The organism is Imhoffiella purpurea, from assembly GCF_000585215.1.
Classification (GTDB): domain Bacteria; phylum Pseudomonadota; class Gammaproteobacteria; order Chromatiales; family Chromatiaceae; genus Imhoffiella; species Imhoffiella purpurea.
Genome location: NZ_AONC01000037.1, coordinates 30,413 through 46,959, shown reverse-complemented (window position 1 = coordinate 46,959; position 16,547 = coordinate 30,413). Strand labels below are relative to the sequence as shown.

15 protein-coding genes are annotated in these 16,547 nt (G+C 66.1%); all 15 read left to right on the top strand.

Going from position 1 to position 16,547, the window contains the following annotated elements:
* Positions 1–119: 119 nt before the first annotated feature.
* Positions 120–1,397, top strand: a complete 1,278-nt coding sequence (gene serS, locus D779_RS12365) for a serine--tRNA ligase (RefSeq protein WP_043754473.1) — start codon at positions 120–122, stop codon at positions 1,395–1,397.
* 133 nt (positions 1,398–1,530) lie between these two features.
* Positions 1,531–2,934, top strand: coding sequence for a 3-isopropylmalate dehydratase large subunit (leuC, locus tag D779_RS12360; protein ID WP_043754471.1), 1,404 nt, complete (start codon positions 1,531–1,533; stop codon positions 2,932–2,934).
* Positions 2,934–3,572, top strand: a complete 639-nt coding sequence (leuD, locus tag D779_RS12355) for a 3-isopropylmalate dehydratase small subunit (RefSeq protein ID WP_043754468.1) — start codon at positions 2,934–2,936, stop codon at positions 3,570–3,572. The genes leuC and leuD overlap by 1 nt, the downstream gene beginning before the upstream one ends.
* Positions 3,573–3,587: 15 nt before the next feature.
* Positions 3,588–3,773 (top strand): hypothetical protein, encoded by a 186-nt coding sequence (locus D779_RS22260; RefSeq protein WP_232424173.1) that lies wholly within the window; start codon positions 3,588–3,590, stop codon positions 3,771–3,773.
* A 16-nt stretch (positions 3,774–3,789) separates the two neighbouring features.
* Positions 3,790–4,872, top strand: a complete 1,083-nt coding sequence (gene leuB / locus D779_RS12350) for a 3-isopropylmalate dehydrogenase (RefSeq protein WP_043754465.1) — start codon at positions 3,790–3,792, stop codon at positions 4,870–4,872.
* Between the two features lie 32 nt (positions 4,873–4,904).
* Entirely contained in the window at positions 4,905–6,020 is a 1,116-nt protein-coding gene (gene asd, locus D779_RS12345; RefSeq protein WP_043754462.1) for an aspartate-semialdehyde dehydrogenase, read from the top strand.
* Between the two features lie 300 nt (positions 6,021–6,320).
* Positions 6,321–9,221 (top strand): FimV/HubP family polar landmark protein, encoded by a 2,901-nt coding sequence (locus D779_RS12340; RefSeq protein ID WP_081763492.1) that lies wholly within the window; start codon positions 6,321–6,323, stop codon positions 9,219–9,221.
* Positions 9,222–9,298: 77 nt separating this feature from the next.
* On the top strand, positions 9,299–10,084 hold the full coding sequence (gene truA, locus D779_RS12335) for a tRNA pseudouridine(38-40) synthase TruA (protein WP_043754560.1): 786 nt from the start codon (positions 9,299–9,301) through the stop codon (positions 10,082–10,084).
* 98 nt (positions 10,085–10,182) lie between these two features.
* Entirely contained in the window at positions 10,183–10,812 is a 630-nt protein-coding gene (locus D779_RS12330; protein ID WP_043754558.1) for a phosphoribosylanthranilate isomerase, read from the top strand.
* Positions 10,793–12,043 (top strand): tryptophan synthase subunit beta, encoded by a 1,251-nt coding sequence (gene trpB, locus D779_RS12325; protein WP_043754458.1) that lies wholly within the window; start codon positions 10,793–10,795, stop codon positions 12,041–12,043. Before D779_RS12330 ends, trpB begins: the two co-directional genes overlap by 20 nt.
* Positions 12,040–12,876, top strand: coding sequence for a tryptophan synthase subunit alpha (gene trpA / locus D779_RS12320; protein WP_043754455.1), 837 nt, complete (start codon positions 12,040–12,042; stop codon positions 12,874–12,876). The genes trpB and trpA overlap by 4 nt, the downstream gene beginning before the upstream one ends.
* Before the next feature lie 55 nt (positions 12,877–12,931).
* Positions 12,932–13,825 carry an acetyl-CoA carboxylase, carboxyltransferase subunit beta gene (gene accD, locus D779_RS12315; protein WP_043754557.1) on the top strand — a complete coding sequence of 298 codons (894 nt, stop codon included), beginning with the start codon at positions 12,932–12,934 and terminating at the stop codon, positions 13,823–13,825.
* Positions 13,826–13,838: 13 nt separating this feature from the next.
* A complete protein-coding gene (folC, locus tag D779_RS12310; protein ID WP_052348093.1) occupies positions 13,839–15,161 on the top strand; it encodes a bifunctional tetrahydrofolate synthase/dihydrofolate synthase in 1,323 nt (440 codons plus the stop codon).
* A gap of 105 nt (positions 15,162–15,266) precedes the next feature.
* Positions 15,267–15,953: an SPOR domain-containing protein gene (locus tag D779_RS21140; RefSeq protein WP_081763490.1), complete on the top strand. Its 687-nt coding sequence runs from the start codon at positions 15,267–15,269 to the stop codon at positions 15,951–15,953.
* Between the two features lie 27 nt (positions 15,954–15,980).
* On the top strand, positions 15,981–16,472 hold the full coding sequence (locus D779_RS12300; RefSeq protein ID WP_043754452.1) for a CvpA family protein: 492 nt from the start codon (positions 15,981–15,983) through the stop codon (positions 16,470–16,472).
* Positions 16,473–16,547 lie beyond the last annotated feature (75 nt).

Here is a 16,547-nt window from a genome sequence, read left to right as displayed (position 1 = left end):
TGTCGAGCGCTGTCGGCACAGAGTCAACCAGCACCCTGTTTCGGCTCGGATCCCGAGAGGACCCTGACCTCGGGCGGCGATCCGGGCCGCGAAACCTTTCAGCTTCTCAAGGAATCAGTATGTTAGACCCACGTTTGCTGCGCGCCGATCTCGATATGGTTGCGGAACAACTGGCCCGGCGTGGTTTCGCGCTGGACAAGGCCCGCTTCGAGGCGCTCGAATCCGAGCGCAAGGAACTGCAGATCCAGGTTCAGGAGCTGCAGAATCAGCGCAACACCCGCTCCAAGTCGATCGGCAAGGCCAAGGCGGCGGGCGAGGACATCCAGCCGCTGCTGGCCGAGGTCTCGGATCTGGGCGACCGGCTCAAGGCCGCCGACGCCCGTCTCGCCGAGATCCAGCAGGAGGTGGGCGCCATCAGCCTGGGGCTGCCCAACCTGCCCGACGCCAGCGTCCCCGACGGGCGCGACGAGTCGGCCAACCGCGAGGAACGCCGCTGGGGCGAACCGCCCGCGTTCGATTTCGAGCCGCGCGACCATGTCGACATCGGTGCCGTCAACGGCTGGATGGACTTCGACCTGGCGGCCAAGGTGACCGGGTCGCGCTTCGTGGTGCTCTCCGGCCCCATGGCGCGTCTGCACCGCGCCCTGATCCAGTTCATGCTCGACACCCATACCGGCGAGCACGGCTATACCGAGACCTATGTCCCCTATCTGGTGAACGCGGACAGCCTCCAGGGCACGGGTCAGCTGCCCAAGTTCGAGGCCGATCTCTTCAAGGTGCCCGGCGAGCGCGATCTCTATCTGATCCCGACCGCCGAGGTGCCGGTGACCAACCTGGTCCGCGACTGCATCCTCGAGGCCGGCGACATGCCGCGCAGGTTCGTCGCCCATACGCCCTGCTTCCGCAGCGAGGCCGGATCCTACGGCAAGGACACCCGCGGCATGATCCGCCAGCACCAGTTCGAGAAGGTGGAGCTGGTCCAGGTGGTGCGCCCCGAGGAGTCGATGCAGGCCCTGGAGGCCCTCACCGGCCATGCCGAAAAGATCCTGCAGAAACTGGGTCTGGCCTACCGGGTCGTGACGCTCTGCACCGGCGATCTCGGCTTCGGATCGCGCAAGACCTACGACCTGGAGGTCTGGCTCCCGGGGCAGCAGGCCTATCGCGAGATCTCCTCCTGCAGCAACTACGGCGACTTCCAGGCGCGGCGTCTGCAGGCGCGCTGGCGCAATCCCGAGACCGGCAAGCCGGAGCTGGCCCATACCCTCAACGGCTCGGGTCTGGCGATCGGCCGCACCCTGGTCGCCGTGCTGGAGAACTACCAGCAGGCCGACGGCAGCGTCCTCATCCCCGAGGCGCTGCGTCCCTACATGGGCGGGATGGAGCGGCTCGGCCGCTGATGTCGGTGTGCCGCCCTCCGATCGGCGGCATGCGATTGGGCTCCGTTCGTAGGCTGGGTTCGCGTCGAGAATTGAATTTCTCGGTCGTGCGGAATATTCTGTTCGATTCTCTTTTTTGCACTGAGGTAAGGCCATGGTCGCCAAGACCCTCTACGACAAACTCTGGGACGAGCATGTCGTCCGTGTCGACGACAATGGCACGGCGCTGCTCTACATCGATCGTCAGCTGATCCACGAGGTGACCTCGCCGCAGGCCTTCGAGGGGCTGCGCCTGGCCGGCCGCAAGCCTTGGCGCACCTCCGCCAACCTGGCGGTTCCGGATCACAACGTCCCCACGACCGACCGTACCGCCGGCATCGCCGATCCGGTCGCGCGCGTCCAGGTCGAGGCGCTGGGCACCAACTGTCTGACCTTCGGCATCACCGAGCTCAACATGGGCGACAAGCGCCAGGGCGTGGTGCACGTCATCGGTCCCGAGCAGGGCTTCACCCTGCCCGGCAGCACCGTGGTCTGCGGCGATTCCCATACCGCCACCCATGGCGCCTTCGGCGCGCTGGCCTTCGGCATCGGCACCTCCGAGGTCGAGCATGCCCTGGCCACCCAGACCCTGATCCAGCGCAAGTCCAAGTCGATGCTGATCAGCGTCGACGGCAAGCTGGGCGCGGGCGTTACGGCTAAGGATATCGTGCTGGCCATCATCGGCAAGATCGGCACCGCCGGCGGTACCGGCTACGTCATCGAATTCGGTGGCGAGGCGATCCGCGATCTCAGCATGGAAGGCCGGATGACGGTCTGCAACATGGCGATCGAGGCGGGTGCGCGTGCCGGTCTGATCGGGGTCGACGAGAAGACCGTCGACTACATGCGCGGCCGTCCGCTGGCCCCGGCCGGCGAACTGTTCGAGCGTGCCGCCGCCCACTGGCGCACCCTGGTCAGCGACGCGGGCGCCCAGTTCGACACCGTCATCCATCTGGATGCTGCCGAGGTCCAGCCGCAGATCACCTGGGGCACCTCGCCCGAGATGGTGCTGCCGGTCGACGGCAAGGTGCCGAGCCCGGAGGACGCCGGAGACGAGGTCAAGGCCAGCGGCATCCGCCGCGCCCTGGACTACATGGGTCTGACCGCCGGCACCCCGCTTACCGAGATCCGTCCCGACAAGGTCTTCATCGGTTCCTGCACCAACTCGCGGATCGAGGATCTGCGTGCCGCCGCCGAGATCGCCAAGGGCCGCAAGGTCGCCGAGGGTATCAAGCTGGCGATGGTGGTTCCCGGGTCGGGTCTGGTGAAGGAGCAGGCCGAGGCCGAGGGTCTGGACAAGATCTTCACCGAGGCCGGTTTCGAATGGCGCGAGCCCGGCTGCTCCATGTGTCTGGCGATGAATGCCGACCGTCTGGAGCCCGGCGAGCGCTGCGCCTCGACCTCGAACCGCAACTTCGAGGGGCGTCAGGGGCAGGGCGGCCGCACCCATCTGGTCAGCCCCGCCATGGCCGCCGCGGCCGCCGTGACCGGGCATTTCGTCGACGTGAGGGAGCTGTGATGGAAGCGTTCAAGAACTTTACCGGCGTCGTCGCGCCCCTGGACCGCGCCAACGTGGATACGGATGCCATCATCCCCAAGCAGTTCCTCAAGAGCATCAAGCGCACCGGGTTCGGTCCCTACCTGTTCGACGAGTGGCGCTATCTGGATCACGGCGAGCCGGACATGGACTGCAGCGGCCGTCCGCGCAACCCCGAGTTCGTGCTCAACGATCCGCGTTTTGCGCAGGCCCAAATCCTGCTGGCGCGCGAGAACTTCGGCTGCGGCTCCTCGCGCGAGCACGCCCCCTGGGCGCTGACCGATTTCGGCTTCCGGGTGATCCTGGCCCCGAGCTTCGCGGACATCTTCTTCAACAACAGCTTCAAGAACGGTCTCCTGCCGATCGTGCTCGACGCCAAGACGATCGATGCCCTCTTCGCCAAGGCGGGCGGCGAGACGCCGCTGTCCATATCGGTCGATCTGTCGGCGCAGACCCTGACCCTGGACGACGGCAGCGTCATCGACTTCGATGTGGACGCGGGCAGCAAGCGCCGTCTGATCGAGGGGCTGGACGACATCGGCCTGACCCTGCAGGAGGTGGAGACCATTCGCGCCTACGAGGAGCGCCGCCGTCAAGAGGCGCCCTGGCTGTTCATCTAGAAAGGGGCGCCATTCATGCCTGATGCGCGTCGACCCTTTTTTCAGGTCGTGAAGCGGCGGGAGGTGGCTGGGAAGCAGGTCGAGCGCGATCGGTCCGAGATCGAGCCGACCGAGACGGATTCGCAGCCTTCCTCCGCCGACGAGACGCGACCGGATGTCCGCGAGCCGATTCCATCGGACGCGGGCGTGACACTGAAATGATTGTGGAGATCGAGATTTGAGCAAGAAGATTCTGGTCGTCGCCGGTGACGGTATCGGCCCGGAGATCGTCGCCGAGGCACTCAAGGTGCTTCAGGCCCTGCAGGCCGACGGCAGCATCGACATCAGCCTCGAAGAGGGGCTGATCGGCGGCGCGGCCTACGACGCGGTCGGCGATCCGCTGCCCGAGGAGACCCTGGCCGCGGCCAAGGCGTCCGACGCCGTGCTGCTCGGCGCCGTCGGCGGTCCCAAGTGGGAGCCGCTGCACATCTCCAAGCGTCCCGAGAAGGGGCTGCTCGGCATGCGCGCCGGTCTGGGTCTGTTCGCCAACCTGCGCCCGGCGATCCTCTATCCGCAGCTCGCCGGTGCCTCGACCCTCAAGCCCGAGATCGTCTCGGGTCTGGACATCATGATCGTCCGCGAGCTGACCGGCGGCATCTATTTCGGTCAGCCGCGCGGCATCGAGACCCTGCCCTCCGGCGAGCGTCGGGGATTCAACACCCTGGTCTACACCGAGTCCGAGGTCGAGCGCATCTGTCGCGTCGCCTACGACATCGCCATGAAGCGCGGCAAGAAGGTCTGCTCGGTCGACAAGGCGAACGTGCTCGAATCCACCGAGATGTGGCGCGAGGTCGCCATCAAGACCGCGGCCGACTATCCCGAGATCGAGCTCAGTCACCTGTACGTCGACAATGCGTCCATGCAGCTGGTGCGCGCGCCCAAGCAGTTCGACGTCATGGTCACCACCAATATGTTCGGCGACATCCTCTCGGACTGCGCCGCCATGCTGACCGGCTCCATCGGCATGCTGCCGTCGGCGTCCCTCAACGCCGAGGGGCAGGGCATGTACGAGCCCATCCACGGTTCGGCTCCGGACATCGCCGGGCGCGGCGTCGCCAATCCGCTGGCCACCATCCTGTCGGTCGCCATGATGCTTCGCTACTCGCTGGATGCGGCCGGTGCGGCCGACCGGATCGAGGCGGCTGTCTCCAAGGTGCTGGATCAGGGGCTGCGTACCGGCGACATCATGTCCGAGGGCATGCGTCAGGTGGGCACCGTCGAGATGGGCGACGCGGTCGTCGCGGCGCTCGCGGGCGAGTGATTCAATCAGATCGAAGTTGACGGGGTAGTGTGATGAAGCGGGTCGGTTTCGTCGGTTGGCGTGGCATGGTGGGTTCGGTCCTCATGGACCGGATGCGCGCGGAGAATGATTTCACCTGGATCGACGAGCCCGTCTTCTTCACCACCTCGCAGGTCGGGCAGCCGGGTCCGGACGTCGGGCGCGGCTCCCGTCCGCTCGAGGACGCGAAGGCGCTGGATGCGCTGCGCGAGATGGACGTGATCGTCACCTGTCAGGGCGGCGACTACACCAAGTCGGTGCATCCCAAGCTGCGCGCGAGCGGCTGGGACGGCTACTGGATCGATGCCGCCTCCTCGCTGCGCATGGCCCCCGAGTCGACCATCGTCCTGGATCCGGTGAACCGGGGCGTGATCGATGCGGCGTTGGATGCCGGGCGGCGCGACTTCATCGGCGGCAACTGCACCGTGAGCCTGATGCTGATGGCCATCGGCGGGCTCTTCCGCGAGGGGCTCGTGGAGTGGGTGACCGCCATGACCTATCAGGCCGCCTCCGGTGCCGGCGCCAAGAACATGCGCGAGCTGCTGTCCCAGATGGGCGTTTTGCACGCTGCCGTGGAACCTCTGCTGAAGGATCCGGGGTCGGCGATTCTGGAGATCGATCGCCGGGTGACCTCGGCGATGCGCGGCTCAGAGTTTCCGACCGCGAATTTCGGCGCCCCGCTCGCCGGCAGCCTCATCCCCTGGATCGACACCCAGCTCGACAACGGCCAGAGCCGCGAGGAATGGAAGGGTCAGGCCGAGACCAACAAGATCCTGGGTCTGAGCGAGCGGCCCGTCCCGATCGACGGTACCTGCGTGCGCATCGGCGCCATGCGCTGCCACAGCCAGGGGCTGACCATCAAGCTGGCGCGCGACGTCTCCATCGCCGAGGTCGAGCGCATCGTCGCCGGTGCGAACGACTGGGTGAAGCTCGTCCCCAACGACCGCGATCTCAGCATCCGCGAACTGTCGCCGGCCGTCGTGACCGGCACGCTCGGCGTTCCGGTCGGCCGTCTGCGCAAGATGAATCTGGGCGACCGCTATCTCTCGGCCTTCACCGTGGGCGACCAGCTGCTTTGGGGCGCGGCGGAGCCCTTGCGGCGGATGCTGGCGATCCTGGCCGAGGCATGAGGCCGGCTCCCTCGATCACGGCCTGGATCTTCTTGGTTCAGGATGGCTAATCAGATATAGTCTGCCCGTGTTCAGGGTTTCTTGCATCCGATAGAGAGACCGCTTGGCTGACAGTTCTGGGGCCTGGACAGGATCGAGTATCGGTCCTCCTAAGGATCCAGGTGGGCGGTATTGTGACTGTCGGCTCCAATCGGACGACTGCTAACGCGATCCGCGACGAGGAAGTCAGGCCGGTCACGGGCTCGTCTTCCGAGTCTTGTCACTGGACGTTCGCCGTTGCTTGGTGCACGAGGGAGGAGGATGTCTCGCAAGCTCATTCTAGCGTCGACCATGACCATGGTTCTGGCCGGCACCGATGCCTCCGCCCTCGGGCTCGGGGGATTGAATACCCAATCGGTCCTCAATCAGCCTTTCCTCGGCGAAATCGGCCTCGAGGATGCCAAGCCGGATGAGCTGGACGCCATCAAGGCGTCCCTGGCTTCGACGGCGGCCTTCGAAAAGGCGGGGATCGAGCGTTATTACTATCTCACCAAGCTGACCTTCGTCCCCGAGGTGACCCCGGATGGCCGGGTCGTGCTGCGGGTATCCAGTCGCGAGCCCATTCGCGAGCCCTACATGGATTTCCTGGTCGAGGTCGTCTGGTCGTCCGGCAAGCTGCTCAAGGAATATACGGTCCTGCTGGATCCGCCGGTTCTGGCCGATCGCGGCGCGCCAGCGATCGCGAACGCGCGTGCCAATTCGGCGCGTGCCGGCCGCCCCGCCGAGGCTCGATCACGCTCGACCGCTTCCTCCTCCCGCTATATCCCGGCACCTGGCGATGGCTTTCCCGTCTATGTCGGTCCCATCAGACCCGGAAAGGGTTTGTGGAGGGTCGCCAGCGAAAATGCCCCGTCAGGGGCGACCGTGGCCCAGACGGCCATGGCTCTGTACCGCAACAATCAGGATGCCTTCATTCGGGGCGATATCGATCGTCTGCGTGTCGGCAGGACGCTGGTCATCCCCACGGGCGAGGAGCTTTTCGCGCTCGATGCGACCCAGGCCGAGCGGGAATATGCCGATGCCCTGCGTGGCAGGGCGGTGCGCCGCTCTCCGATCACGGATATTCCGCCAGGCGCTCTGGATGCGCGTCTTCGGATCGCCGGTTCGGCGCAGCGTACCGCCGCTGTCGATGCTTCGACCGCTAACGGTGCCATTCCGTCCACGACGCGGTCGGCCGTTCCCGCGCCGGCCGTCGAACAGGATGTGCTGCGCGCGCTCGAGACCAGCGAGAGCACGCGTCAGGAGACGCTCGAGCTGAGGGATCGGATCAGGGAACTCGAGACGCAGCTGTCCGGAATTCAGGATATCCTGCAGCTACGCAATGCCGAGTTGGCCCGAATCCAGAGCCAGATGGCCGCGCCTGGAGTGCTCGGCGATCAGGCTCCGCCCTTGCTCGATACCCTGGAGCAGCCCCCTGAGACCCAGGAGCCTCCGCTTCCCGACGAAGACGCCGGCCGGCAGACCGCTGCCGAGAGCCTGGAGTCTCCTCCGGGCGAGCTGGCTCGGACGTCCGAGGGCGATGTCTCTCCCGAGGCAGAGACCATGCTGCCGCCACCGGATGCCGCTGCAACGCTCGAAGAGGTTTCGGACGTTACGGCAGAGGACTCGTCGGGCCTGGTTCCGCTGCCCTTGCCCGTTCCAGTCCCCGAAGAGCCGCCGGAAACCGAACCGGCTGTGGAACCGCCGGTTGCGGAGCCGCCCAAACCGGCACAGGTTCCACCATCCGCTCCGCCCGTCGAGGAGCCGCCTCCGTCCACCTGGGATTCGTTGCTGCTCCCGCTCGCGGGTCTGGCCAGCGTGACGGCAATCGGAATACTGCTCTTCTCCTGGATCAGTCTGAGACGCAAGCGGCGCGAGGAGGCATCGGAAGACGCGGATGAGGTCGAGCACGACAAGGATCTGCTGTTCGGGCCGCTCGACGAGACCACCGAACCACGGTCCATGGATGTATCCGAGAAGGATGTATCGACGACCGCTTCCCCCGCGGTCGATCTGGAGAAGAGACAGGAAACGTCGGCCCCCGCAGTCCAGACCTCGTCGAACAGAACCGAAGATAAGGTCGAGGAGACCGGCTTGCCGCTCATGTCGTCTCTGAGCAATTTCGACGCCGAGACCGACGAGGCCGATATTCTGTCCGAGGCGGACATCTATATCGCCTACGGCAGGCACAGCGAGGCACAGGATCTCCTGCGCGCCGAGCTCAAGCGCACCCCGGAACGCATCGATATCAAGTACAAGCTGGCCGAGGTCTATGCCGGCGCCAAGGATATGGACGCGCTCAACGGGATGCTCGCAGAGATCGAGTCGAGCGGGGCCGATCGTGCCGACCCGGCCATGTGGCGGCGACTTCAGGAATTGAAGGAGCGTCTGCTGGAGAAGAGCGGCGACGCCGAGGACGAGACCAGGCGGGACTCTCCGAGGGGGGCTGCCGCTGCGTCCAGCGCAAGCGGTTCGGTAGACTCCATGGAGTTCGACGCCGACGATTCCTTTTCGCTCGATATCAGCGACCTGCAGAAGGCGTCCTCCGACTTGGCGGGCGGACCGAGGCTCGACGAAGAGGAGGTCGAGTTCGATCTCGATCTCGAGGATGGCGCCCCGCTCAAGATCAGTGACGAGCTGCTGGAGGATCTTGCGGACGAGCCGAGAGCCGGTTTCGGGTTGGACTCAGATCATGATTCCTTCGGAGCTGCGCCGACCGTGGCCGTTTCCGACGAGGGCGGCTTCACCTCGGAAAAACAGCGGCAGGACTCGGTCCAGATCGAGTCGGAAATGGTTCTGTCCCTGGACGACCGGCGTGTCGAGGTGGTGGACGACCTGGATTCCATCTTCGATTCGGGCGCCATGGACGACCCGACCCTGGCCCGCAACGAGGCGGAAGGCGCGCGTCCGACCGGACCCAAGGGAGAGCGGGACCTGTCTGCGCCGGTGATCGATACGATCGATTCGTCCGATCAGGAAAGCGTGCCCACGGATCTCCTGTCCTCGCAATGGCAGATGGATTCGGGTATCTGGGACGAGACCGCGACCAAGCTGGATCTTGCCCGCGCCTATATCGAGATGGATGACGCCGAGGCGGCACGAGAAATTCTCGAGGAGGTGGTCGCGGAGGGTCGCGAAGAGCAGCGCAGCGAGGCGCAGGAAATGCTGAGCAAGCTGGGCTAAGTGAGCGGTTCGCAGTCTTATCGCCATTCTTGCCCGGCGCTCGGGGTCGGCACACCTTGATCTCGGGTCGGATCGCCATGGGCGTCGAGTACGACGGAACGGATTTTCACGGCTGGCAGATCCAGTCGGGGGTCCGGACCGTTCAGGCCGTCCTCGAGGAGGCGATCTCCAGGGTCGCCAATCATCCGCTGGGCGTGCACTGTGCCGGCCGTACCGATACGGGCGTGCACGGTCTGGAGCAGGTCCTGCATTTCGAGACGACCGCGGCGCGCAGCGAGCGCTCCTGGGTCTTGGGGGCCAATGTGAACCTGCCTCCGGACGTGGCGGTACGATGGGCGCATCCGGTGCCGGACGACTTCCATGCCCGCTTCAGCGCGGTCGCGCGACACTATCGCTATCGGATCCAGGTGCGCCGGACGCGTTCGGCGCTCTATCGCTCGCGCGCCGTCTGGGTGCACGAGGCGCTGGATCTGGAGCGGATGCGCGAGGCCGCCCGGTTCCTGGTCGGCGAGCACGACTTCACGAGCTTTCGCGCCGTCGCCTGCCAGGCCAAGAGCCCGGTCCGTCGCGTCCATTACCTGGACGTCGTCGAGGACGAGGAGGGGCTCATCACGTTGCGTGTGGGGGCCAACGGCTTCCTGCATCACATGGTGCGCAACATCGCCGGGGTGCTCATCGCCGTCGGCCGTTCCGAGGCGCCCGTGACCTGGACCCGGGAACTGCTCGAGGTGCGCGACCGCACCCTGGGCGGTGTGACCGCGCCGCCGCACGGGCTCTATTTCGTCCGGGCCGACTATCCGGAGCGTTTCGCGCTCCCTCAGGTCGAGAAGACCGATCCATTGCAGCGTCTGTCGGACGATTGACGGCCGATCCGCGCTCGATATCGAATCCTTTCCGATGTTCACCCTTCGCACGAACCACGACTCTCGCACGAGAGACAACATACGAATCTTCGCAGATGATCCGAACCCGGGTTAAGATTTGCGGCTTGACTCGCGCCCCCGATGTGGAGGCGGCCGTCGCCGCGGGTGCCGATGCGCTCGGCTTCGTCTTCTATCCCCCGAGCCCGCGCGCGGTGACGCCGGAACAGGCCGCGCAGCTGTGCGCCGGGCTGCCGCCCTTCGTCACGGCGGTCGGTCTCTTCGTCGATGCCGCGCCCGAGAGCGTGCGTGCGACCCTGGACCGGGTGCCGCTGGATCTGCTCCAGTTCCACGGCGACGAGTCCCCGGACGACTGCGCCATTTACGGCCGGCGCTGGATCAAGGCGCTGCGCATGCGTCCGGATATCGATCTCGCCGCCGAGCGCGCGCGCTACGCCGGCTCCGCGGGACTGCTGCTCGACGCCTACGATCCGGCGCGCGCCGGCGGAACCGGCCGATGCTTCGACTGGGATCGGATTCCCCCCGAGATCGCGCCCGACATCGTGCTGGCCGGCGGGCTGGACGCGGACAACGTGGCCGAGGCGATCGCGCGCGTCCGGCCCTATGGCGTCGATGTCAGCGGCGGCGTCGAGGCCGCCAAGGGCCTCAAGGACCCAAACAGAATCAATGCTTTCATGCAAGGGGTGAGAGATGGCGATACACGCCGATAACAGCCATGCGTCGCGCATGGAGACGGGTCGGGATACGGCCTACCAGATGCCGGATGCCAACGGCCATTTCGGCCCCTACGGCGGGATGTTCGTCGCCGAGACCCTCATGTATCCGCTCGAGGAGCTGCTCAAGGCCTACGAGACCTGCATGGCCGATCCCCAGTTCCAGGCCGAGCTGGACGCCGATCTGCGCGACTACGTGGGCCGTCCCTCGCCCCTCTATCATGCCGAGCGCTGGAGCCGCGAGCTCGGCGGCGCCCAGATCTATCTCAAGCGCGAGGATCTCAACCACACGGGCGCGCACAAGGTCAACAACACCATCGGGCAGGCGCTGCTCGCCAAGCGCATGGGCAAGACCCGCATCATCGCCGAGACCGGGGCCGGTCAGCACGGCGTCGCTACCGCAACCGTCGCGGCCCGCCTGGGGCTCGAATGCATCGTCTACATGGGCGAGGTCGACGTCGCCCGTCAGGAGGCCAACGTCTATCGGATGCGGCTCCTCGGCGCCGAGGTGGTCTCGGTCAAGTCCGGTTCGCGGACCCTCAAGGACGCCATGAACGAGGCGATGCGCGACTGGGTCACCAACGTCGACGATACCTTCTACATCATCGGCACCGTCGCGGGTCCGCATCCCTATCCCATGCTGGTGCGCGATTTCCAGGCGGTGATCGGGCGCGAGGCGCGGGCGCAGATGCTCGAGCGCACCGGGCGTCTGCCCGATGCCCTGGTCGCTTGTGTGGGCGGCGGCTCCAATGCCCTGGGACTCTTCCATCCCTTCATCGGCGATGAGGGTGTGGCCATCTACGGCGTCGAGGCGGCGGGCGACGGTCTCGAGACCGGGCGTCATGCGGCGCCGCTGAGCGCCGGGCGTCCGGGCGTGCTGCACGGCAACCGCACCTATCTGATGGAGGACGACGACGGCCAGATCATGGAGACCCATTCGATCTCGGCCGGTCTCGACTATCCGGGCGTGGGTCCCGAGCATTCCTGGCTCAAGGACAGCGGCCGCGCGACCTACGATGCCGTCACCGACGACGAGGCCCTGGCCGCCTTTCATCATCTGACGCGGACCGAGGGCATCATCCCGGCGCTCGAGTCCAGTCACGCACTCGCCTACGCACACACACTCGCGGCGACCATGCGTCCGGATCAGAGCGTCCTGGTCAATCTGTCCGGCCGCGGGGACAAGGACATGCACACGGTCGCGCACCACGACGGGTTGGTCCTATGAGCCGTATCGCAGCACGCTTCTCGCAACTTGCCGATCGAGGGCGTACTGCCCTCATTCCCTTCGTCACCGCCGGCGATCCGAATCCGGATGTCACGGTCCCGCTGATGCACGCCATGGTCGCGGCCGGTGCCGATCTGATCGAACTGGGCGTTCCCTTCTCCGATCCCATGGCCGACGGTCCGGTGATCCAGCGCGCCACCGAGCGCGCGCTCGCCCAGGGCGTCTCCCTGAGCCGGGTGCTGGAGATGGTCCGCGACTTCCGGGTCCAAGACCAGGAGACGCCGGTCGTCCTCATGGGCTATCTGAATCCGATCGAGGTCATGGGCTACACCGCCTTCTCCGAGCAGGCCAGCGCCGCCGGCGTCGATGGCGCCCTGATCGTCGATCTGCCGCCCGAGGAAGGGCACGACCTCATCGCCATGATGCGCGATTGCGGCCTGGACCTGGTCAACCTGATCGCGCCGACCTCCAATCCGGGCCGGATCGCCAGGATCGGCCAGGTGGCCTCGGGATTCGTCTACTATGTCTCGATCAAGGGCGTCACCGGCGCCGCGCACCTGGACGTGAGCACCATCGCCGACAAGGTCGGCCAGATCCGCGAGCGGATCCAGCTGCCGGTCGGCGTCGGTTTCGGCATCCGCGATGCGGAGACGGCCGCCCAGGTGGCAAAGGTCGCCGATGCCGTCATCGTCGGCAGCGCCATCGTCGGGCGCATCGAGTCGCTCGCCGAGACCCCGGAGCGGATTCCAGAGACCATCGCCGGCTTTCTCGGCGATCTGAGAGCGGCCGTCGACGCCGCCGACGGGGTGGGGCATGGCTCAACTTCCGACTAAATCCAGTAAATCCAGGCCGATCGATCCAGAAGCAGGTGCCACATTGAAGCAGGCGATGGACAAGGGTAAGAGCTGGTTCGAGAAACTCATCCCGAGCCGTATCCGTATCGAGTCCAGCACCAAGCGCGCGGTCCCCGAGGGCGTCTGGGCCAAGTGTCCGGGCTGCAACGCCATCCTCTACCGCGCCGAGCTGGAGCGGAACCTGGAGGTCTGCCCCAAGTGCAGCCACCACAACCGCCTGACCGCTCGCAGGCGTCTGGAGGCCTTCCTCGATCCCGATTGCCGCGAGGAGATCGGCGCCGGGCTCGAATCCCTGGATCCACTCAAGTTCAAGGATCTGAAGAAATACAAGGAACGCATCCTGGCGGCGCAAAAGCAGTCCTCCGAGAAGGAGGCGATGGTGGTGATGCGCGGACGGCTCAAGGATGCGCCCATCGTCGCGGCGGCCTTCGAGTTCAGCTTCATGGGCGGCTCCATGGGCTCGGTGGTCGGCGAGCGCTTCGTGCGCGGCGTCGAGGCGGCGCTGGAGCAGGATTCGCCCTACGTTTGCTTTTCCGCCAGCGGCGGGGCGCGCATGCAGGAGAGCCTCTTCTCGCTGATGCAGATGGCCAAGACCAGCGCGGCCCTGGCCAAGATGCGTGAGCGCTCGCTGCCCTTCGTCTCGGTGATGACGGATCCGACCATGGGCGGGGTCTCGGCCAGTCTGGCCATGCTCGGTGACATCAACATCGCCGAGCCGGGTGCCTTGATCGGTTTCGCCGGTCCGCGCGTCATCGAGCAGACCGTGCACGAGAAACTGCCCGAGGGCTTCCAGCGCAGCGAATTCCTGATGGAGAAGGGCGCCCTGGACATGATCATCGACCGTCGCGATCTGCGCGAACGTATCGCCGATCTGCTCGCCATCCTCACGCATCGGCCGCGCTATTGCCGGACGGTCGTTCCGGTCTGACAGCGGGGTTCGGATGACAGCCTTGGATATCCCGGATCCCTCGGGCTCCGGAGAGGGGGGCGCGCGTCGGTTCGATCGGCTGCAGGACTGGCTCGACTGGCAGCTCGGTCTCAACCCCAAGCTCATCGAGCTGGGTCTTCAGCGGGTCGCCGAGGTCTGGCGCCGGCTCGGTCACGGCGCTCCGCGCTTCCCGGTCGTCACGGTCGGCGGGACCAACGGCAAGGGATCCTGCGTCGCTATGATCGATGCCATCGCGCGCGCGGCCGGATACCGTTGCGGCACCTTTACCTCGCCCCATCTGCTGCGCTACAACGAGCGCATACGGATCGACGGCGAACCGGTCGGGGACGAGTCCCTGTGCGAGAGCTTCGAGCGCATCGACCGCGCGCGCGGCGATCTGCTGCTGACCTATTTCGAATTCGGCACCCTGGCGGCGCTGGACATCTTCGTACGGGAATCCCCCGATCTGGCGGTGCTGGAGGTGGGCCTCGGGGGGCGACTGGACGCTGTCAATCTTCTCGATGCGGACGTGTCCGTGGTGACCAGCATCGGGCGCGATCACACCGCTTGGCTCGGTGAAACCCTGGACGAGATCGCTGTCGAAAAGGCCGGTATCTTCCGTGCAGATCGCGCGGCGATCCTGGGCCAGTCGGACGCCCCCGAAACCCTGCGCCAGGAGGCGATCCGCCTCGGGGCGCGCCCTTTGCAGATGGGCCGCGAACTGATCCACGAGACCGCCGACGCCGGATGGATCTGGCAGGGGCCGGGCGGCCGGCGACTGTCCTTGCCGCTGCCAGCGATGCGGGGCAGGTTCCAACTCGACAACGCCTCCGCGGCGATCGCCGCCCTGATGGAGATCGAGGGGCGCTTGCCGCTTCCGGTGAATGCGATTCGCGCCGGACTGCAGCGCGCCCGTCTCCCCGGACGCTTCGAGGTGCAGCCGGGAACGGTGACCCGAATTCTCGACGTCGCCCACAACGGACCTGCGGCATGTGCCCTCGCCGGCAATCTGCGCGCGTTCAAGTCCGGGTCCGGGGGACGGGTCAGAGCGGTGCTCGCCATTCTCTCGGACAAGGATCCGGAGGCGATCGTCGAGCCGCTTCTGCCCCATGTCGACGACTGGTATCTATCGCAGAGCGATGACGGCCGGGCACTGTCCGTCGACGCGCTGGCCCGGAGTCTGTCCGCCTCGGTGCCGCGTCCGGCGGGCCTCTTCGCGCGACTCGAGCAGGCATTGGATGCGGCCCATGCGGACTCGGAGACCGGCGACAGCGTTCTGATACTGGGTTCCTTCACGACGGTCGGTCAGGCTTTGCGGTATCGGCCAGGTATCTGAGCCGATTCGTGACGGACTATACTAAAGCGTTCTTGAATAGATCTGGATCATCCGCACTAAGAATGCGGTTGGTCGGGACGGCACAAGACAAGTGGGTGAGTATCTATGCGAGAAGGGGCCAAGAGACGTTTGGCGGGCGCGGTCGTGATCGTCGCCTTGGCGGTGATCTTCGTACCCATGCTGTTCGAAGAGGATTCGCTGGCGCCGTCGGTGGATCGGACGACCATCCCGGACGAGCCCGATCTCGGGGACCGTTTCGGCGTGGCGCCTCCCTTGCCGCTTCTTCCTGAGGACGGTCAGATGCCCGATGAAGCTCTGACGGTGGATCTCGCGCCGTCCGAGCAGGGTGGAACCGATCCGACCGCGGGCGGGTCCGGGCAGCTGGCAGAGGGCACGCCCGAGCCCGTTCGGCCGAAGCCGCAGCCAGAGCCGCCCCGCACGACCCAGTCCTCTCCGAAGCCTGCGCCAGCTGTCAGGTCTGCGTCTTCGCCCCAGACCCAGAAGCCTGCGGCCCCGATCGCCCCGCCTCCACGCGGACCGAGCGACGGTATGCCGTCCTGGGTCGTTCAGGTCGCCAGCCTGGGCGCCGTCGAGACGGCCCAGGGGCTGGCCGGCAAGCTCAAGAAATCGGGCTTCTCCGCCTTCGTCGAGCGGGCCGAGGTGCGTGGCAAGACCTACTATCGCGTGCGCGTCGGTCCCGAGCTGGACCGGGCGAATGCCGAGCGTACCGCGGCCATGCTGCGTCAGCAGGAAAAGCTCGATACCCTGATCCAACGCTATCCGTCCAACTGATCTCCAGAGGATCCATCGGAAGCCAGGATGAACTGGGTCGACTATCTCATCATCTCCATCATCGTCGTCTCGGCTCTGGTCGGTGTCGCCCGCGGACTGATCCGCGAGGTGCTGGCGCTCGGGGTCTGGATCCTGGCGCTGCTCGTCGCCTGGCTCTTCCATCGGGATGTGGCGGATCTGTTGATTCCCTATCTTTCTCAGCCCGCGTTGCGCATGCTGGTGGCATTCGCCGTGCTGGTGGTTGTGATTCTCTTTTTGGGTGCCATCTTGGGTGCCATCCTGGTCGCTCTGGTCGACAGGGCCGGTCTCAACGGCGTCGATCGCTTTCTTGGGCTCGGCTTCGGTGCCGCTCGCGGCGTTCTGATCGTCGCGATGGCCGTCTTCCTCGCGGCCCTGACCCCCTTGCCGTCGGATCCGGTCTGGGCTGAGTCCAGCTTGCTCGGAGATTTCCAGGATATGGCCGACTGGCTTCTCGAACGGGTACCCGAGGATGTGAAGGCGCGCCTGAAGGCGCTTTGAGTGCCGGCTCGGATCTTGGACGGTTTGCTTGCAGGTTGATGGGGGCCATCTACGTAAGGTAAGCTGGTCGGCTTC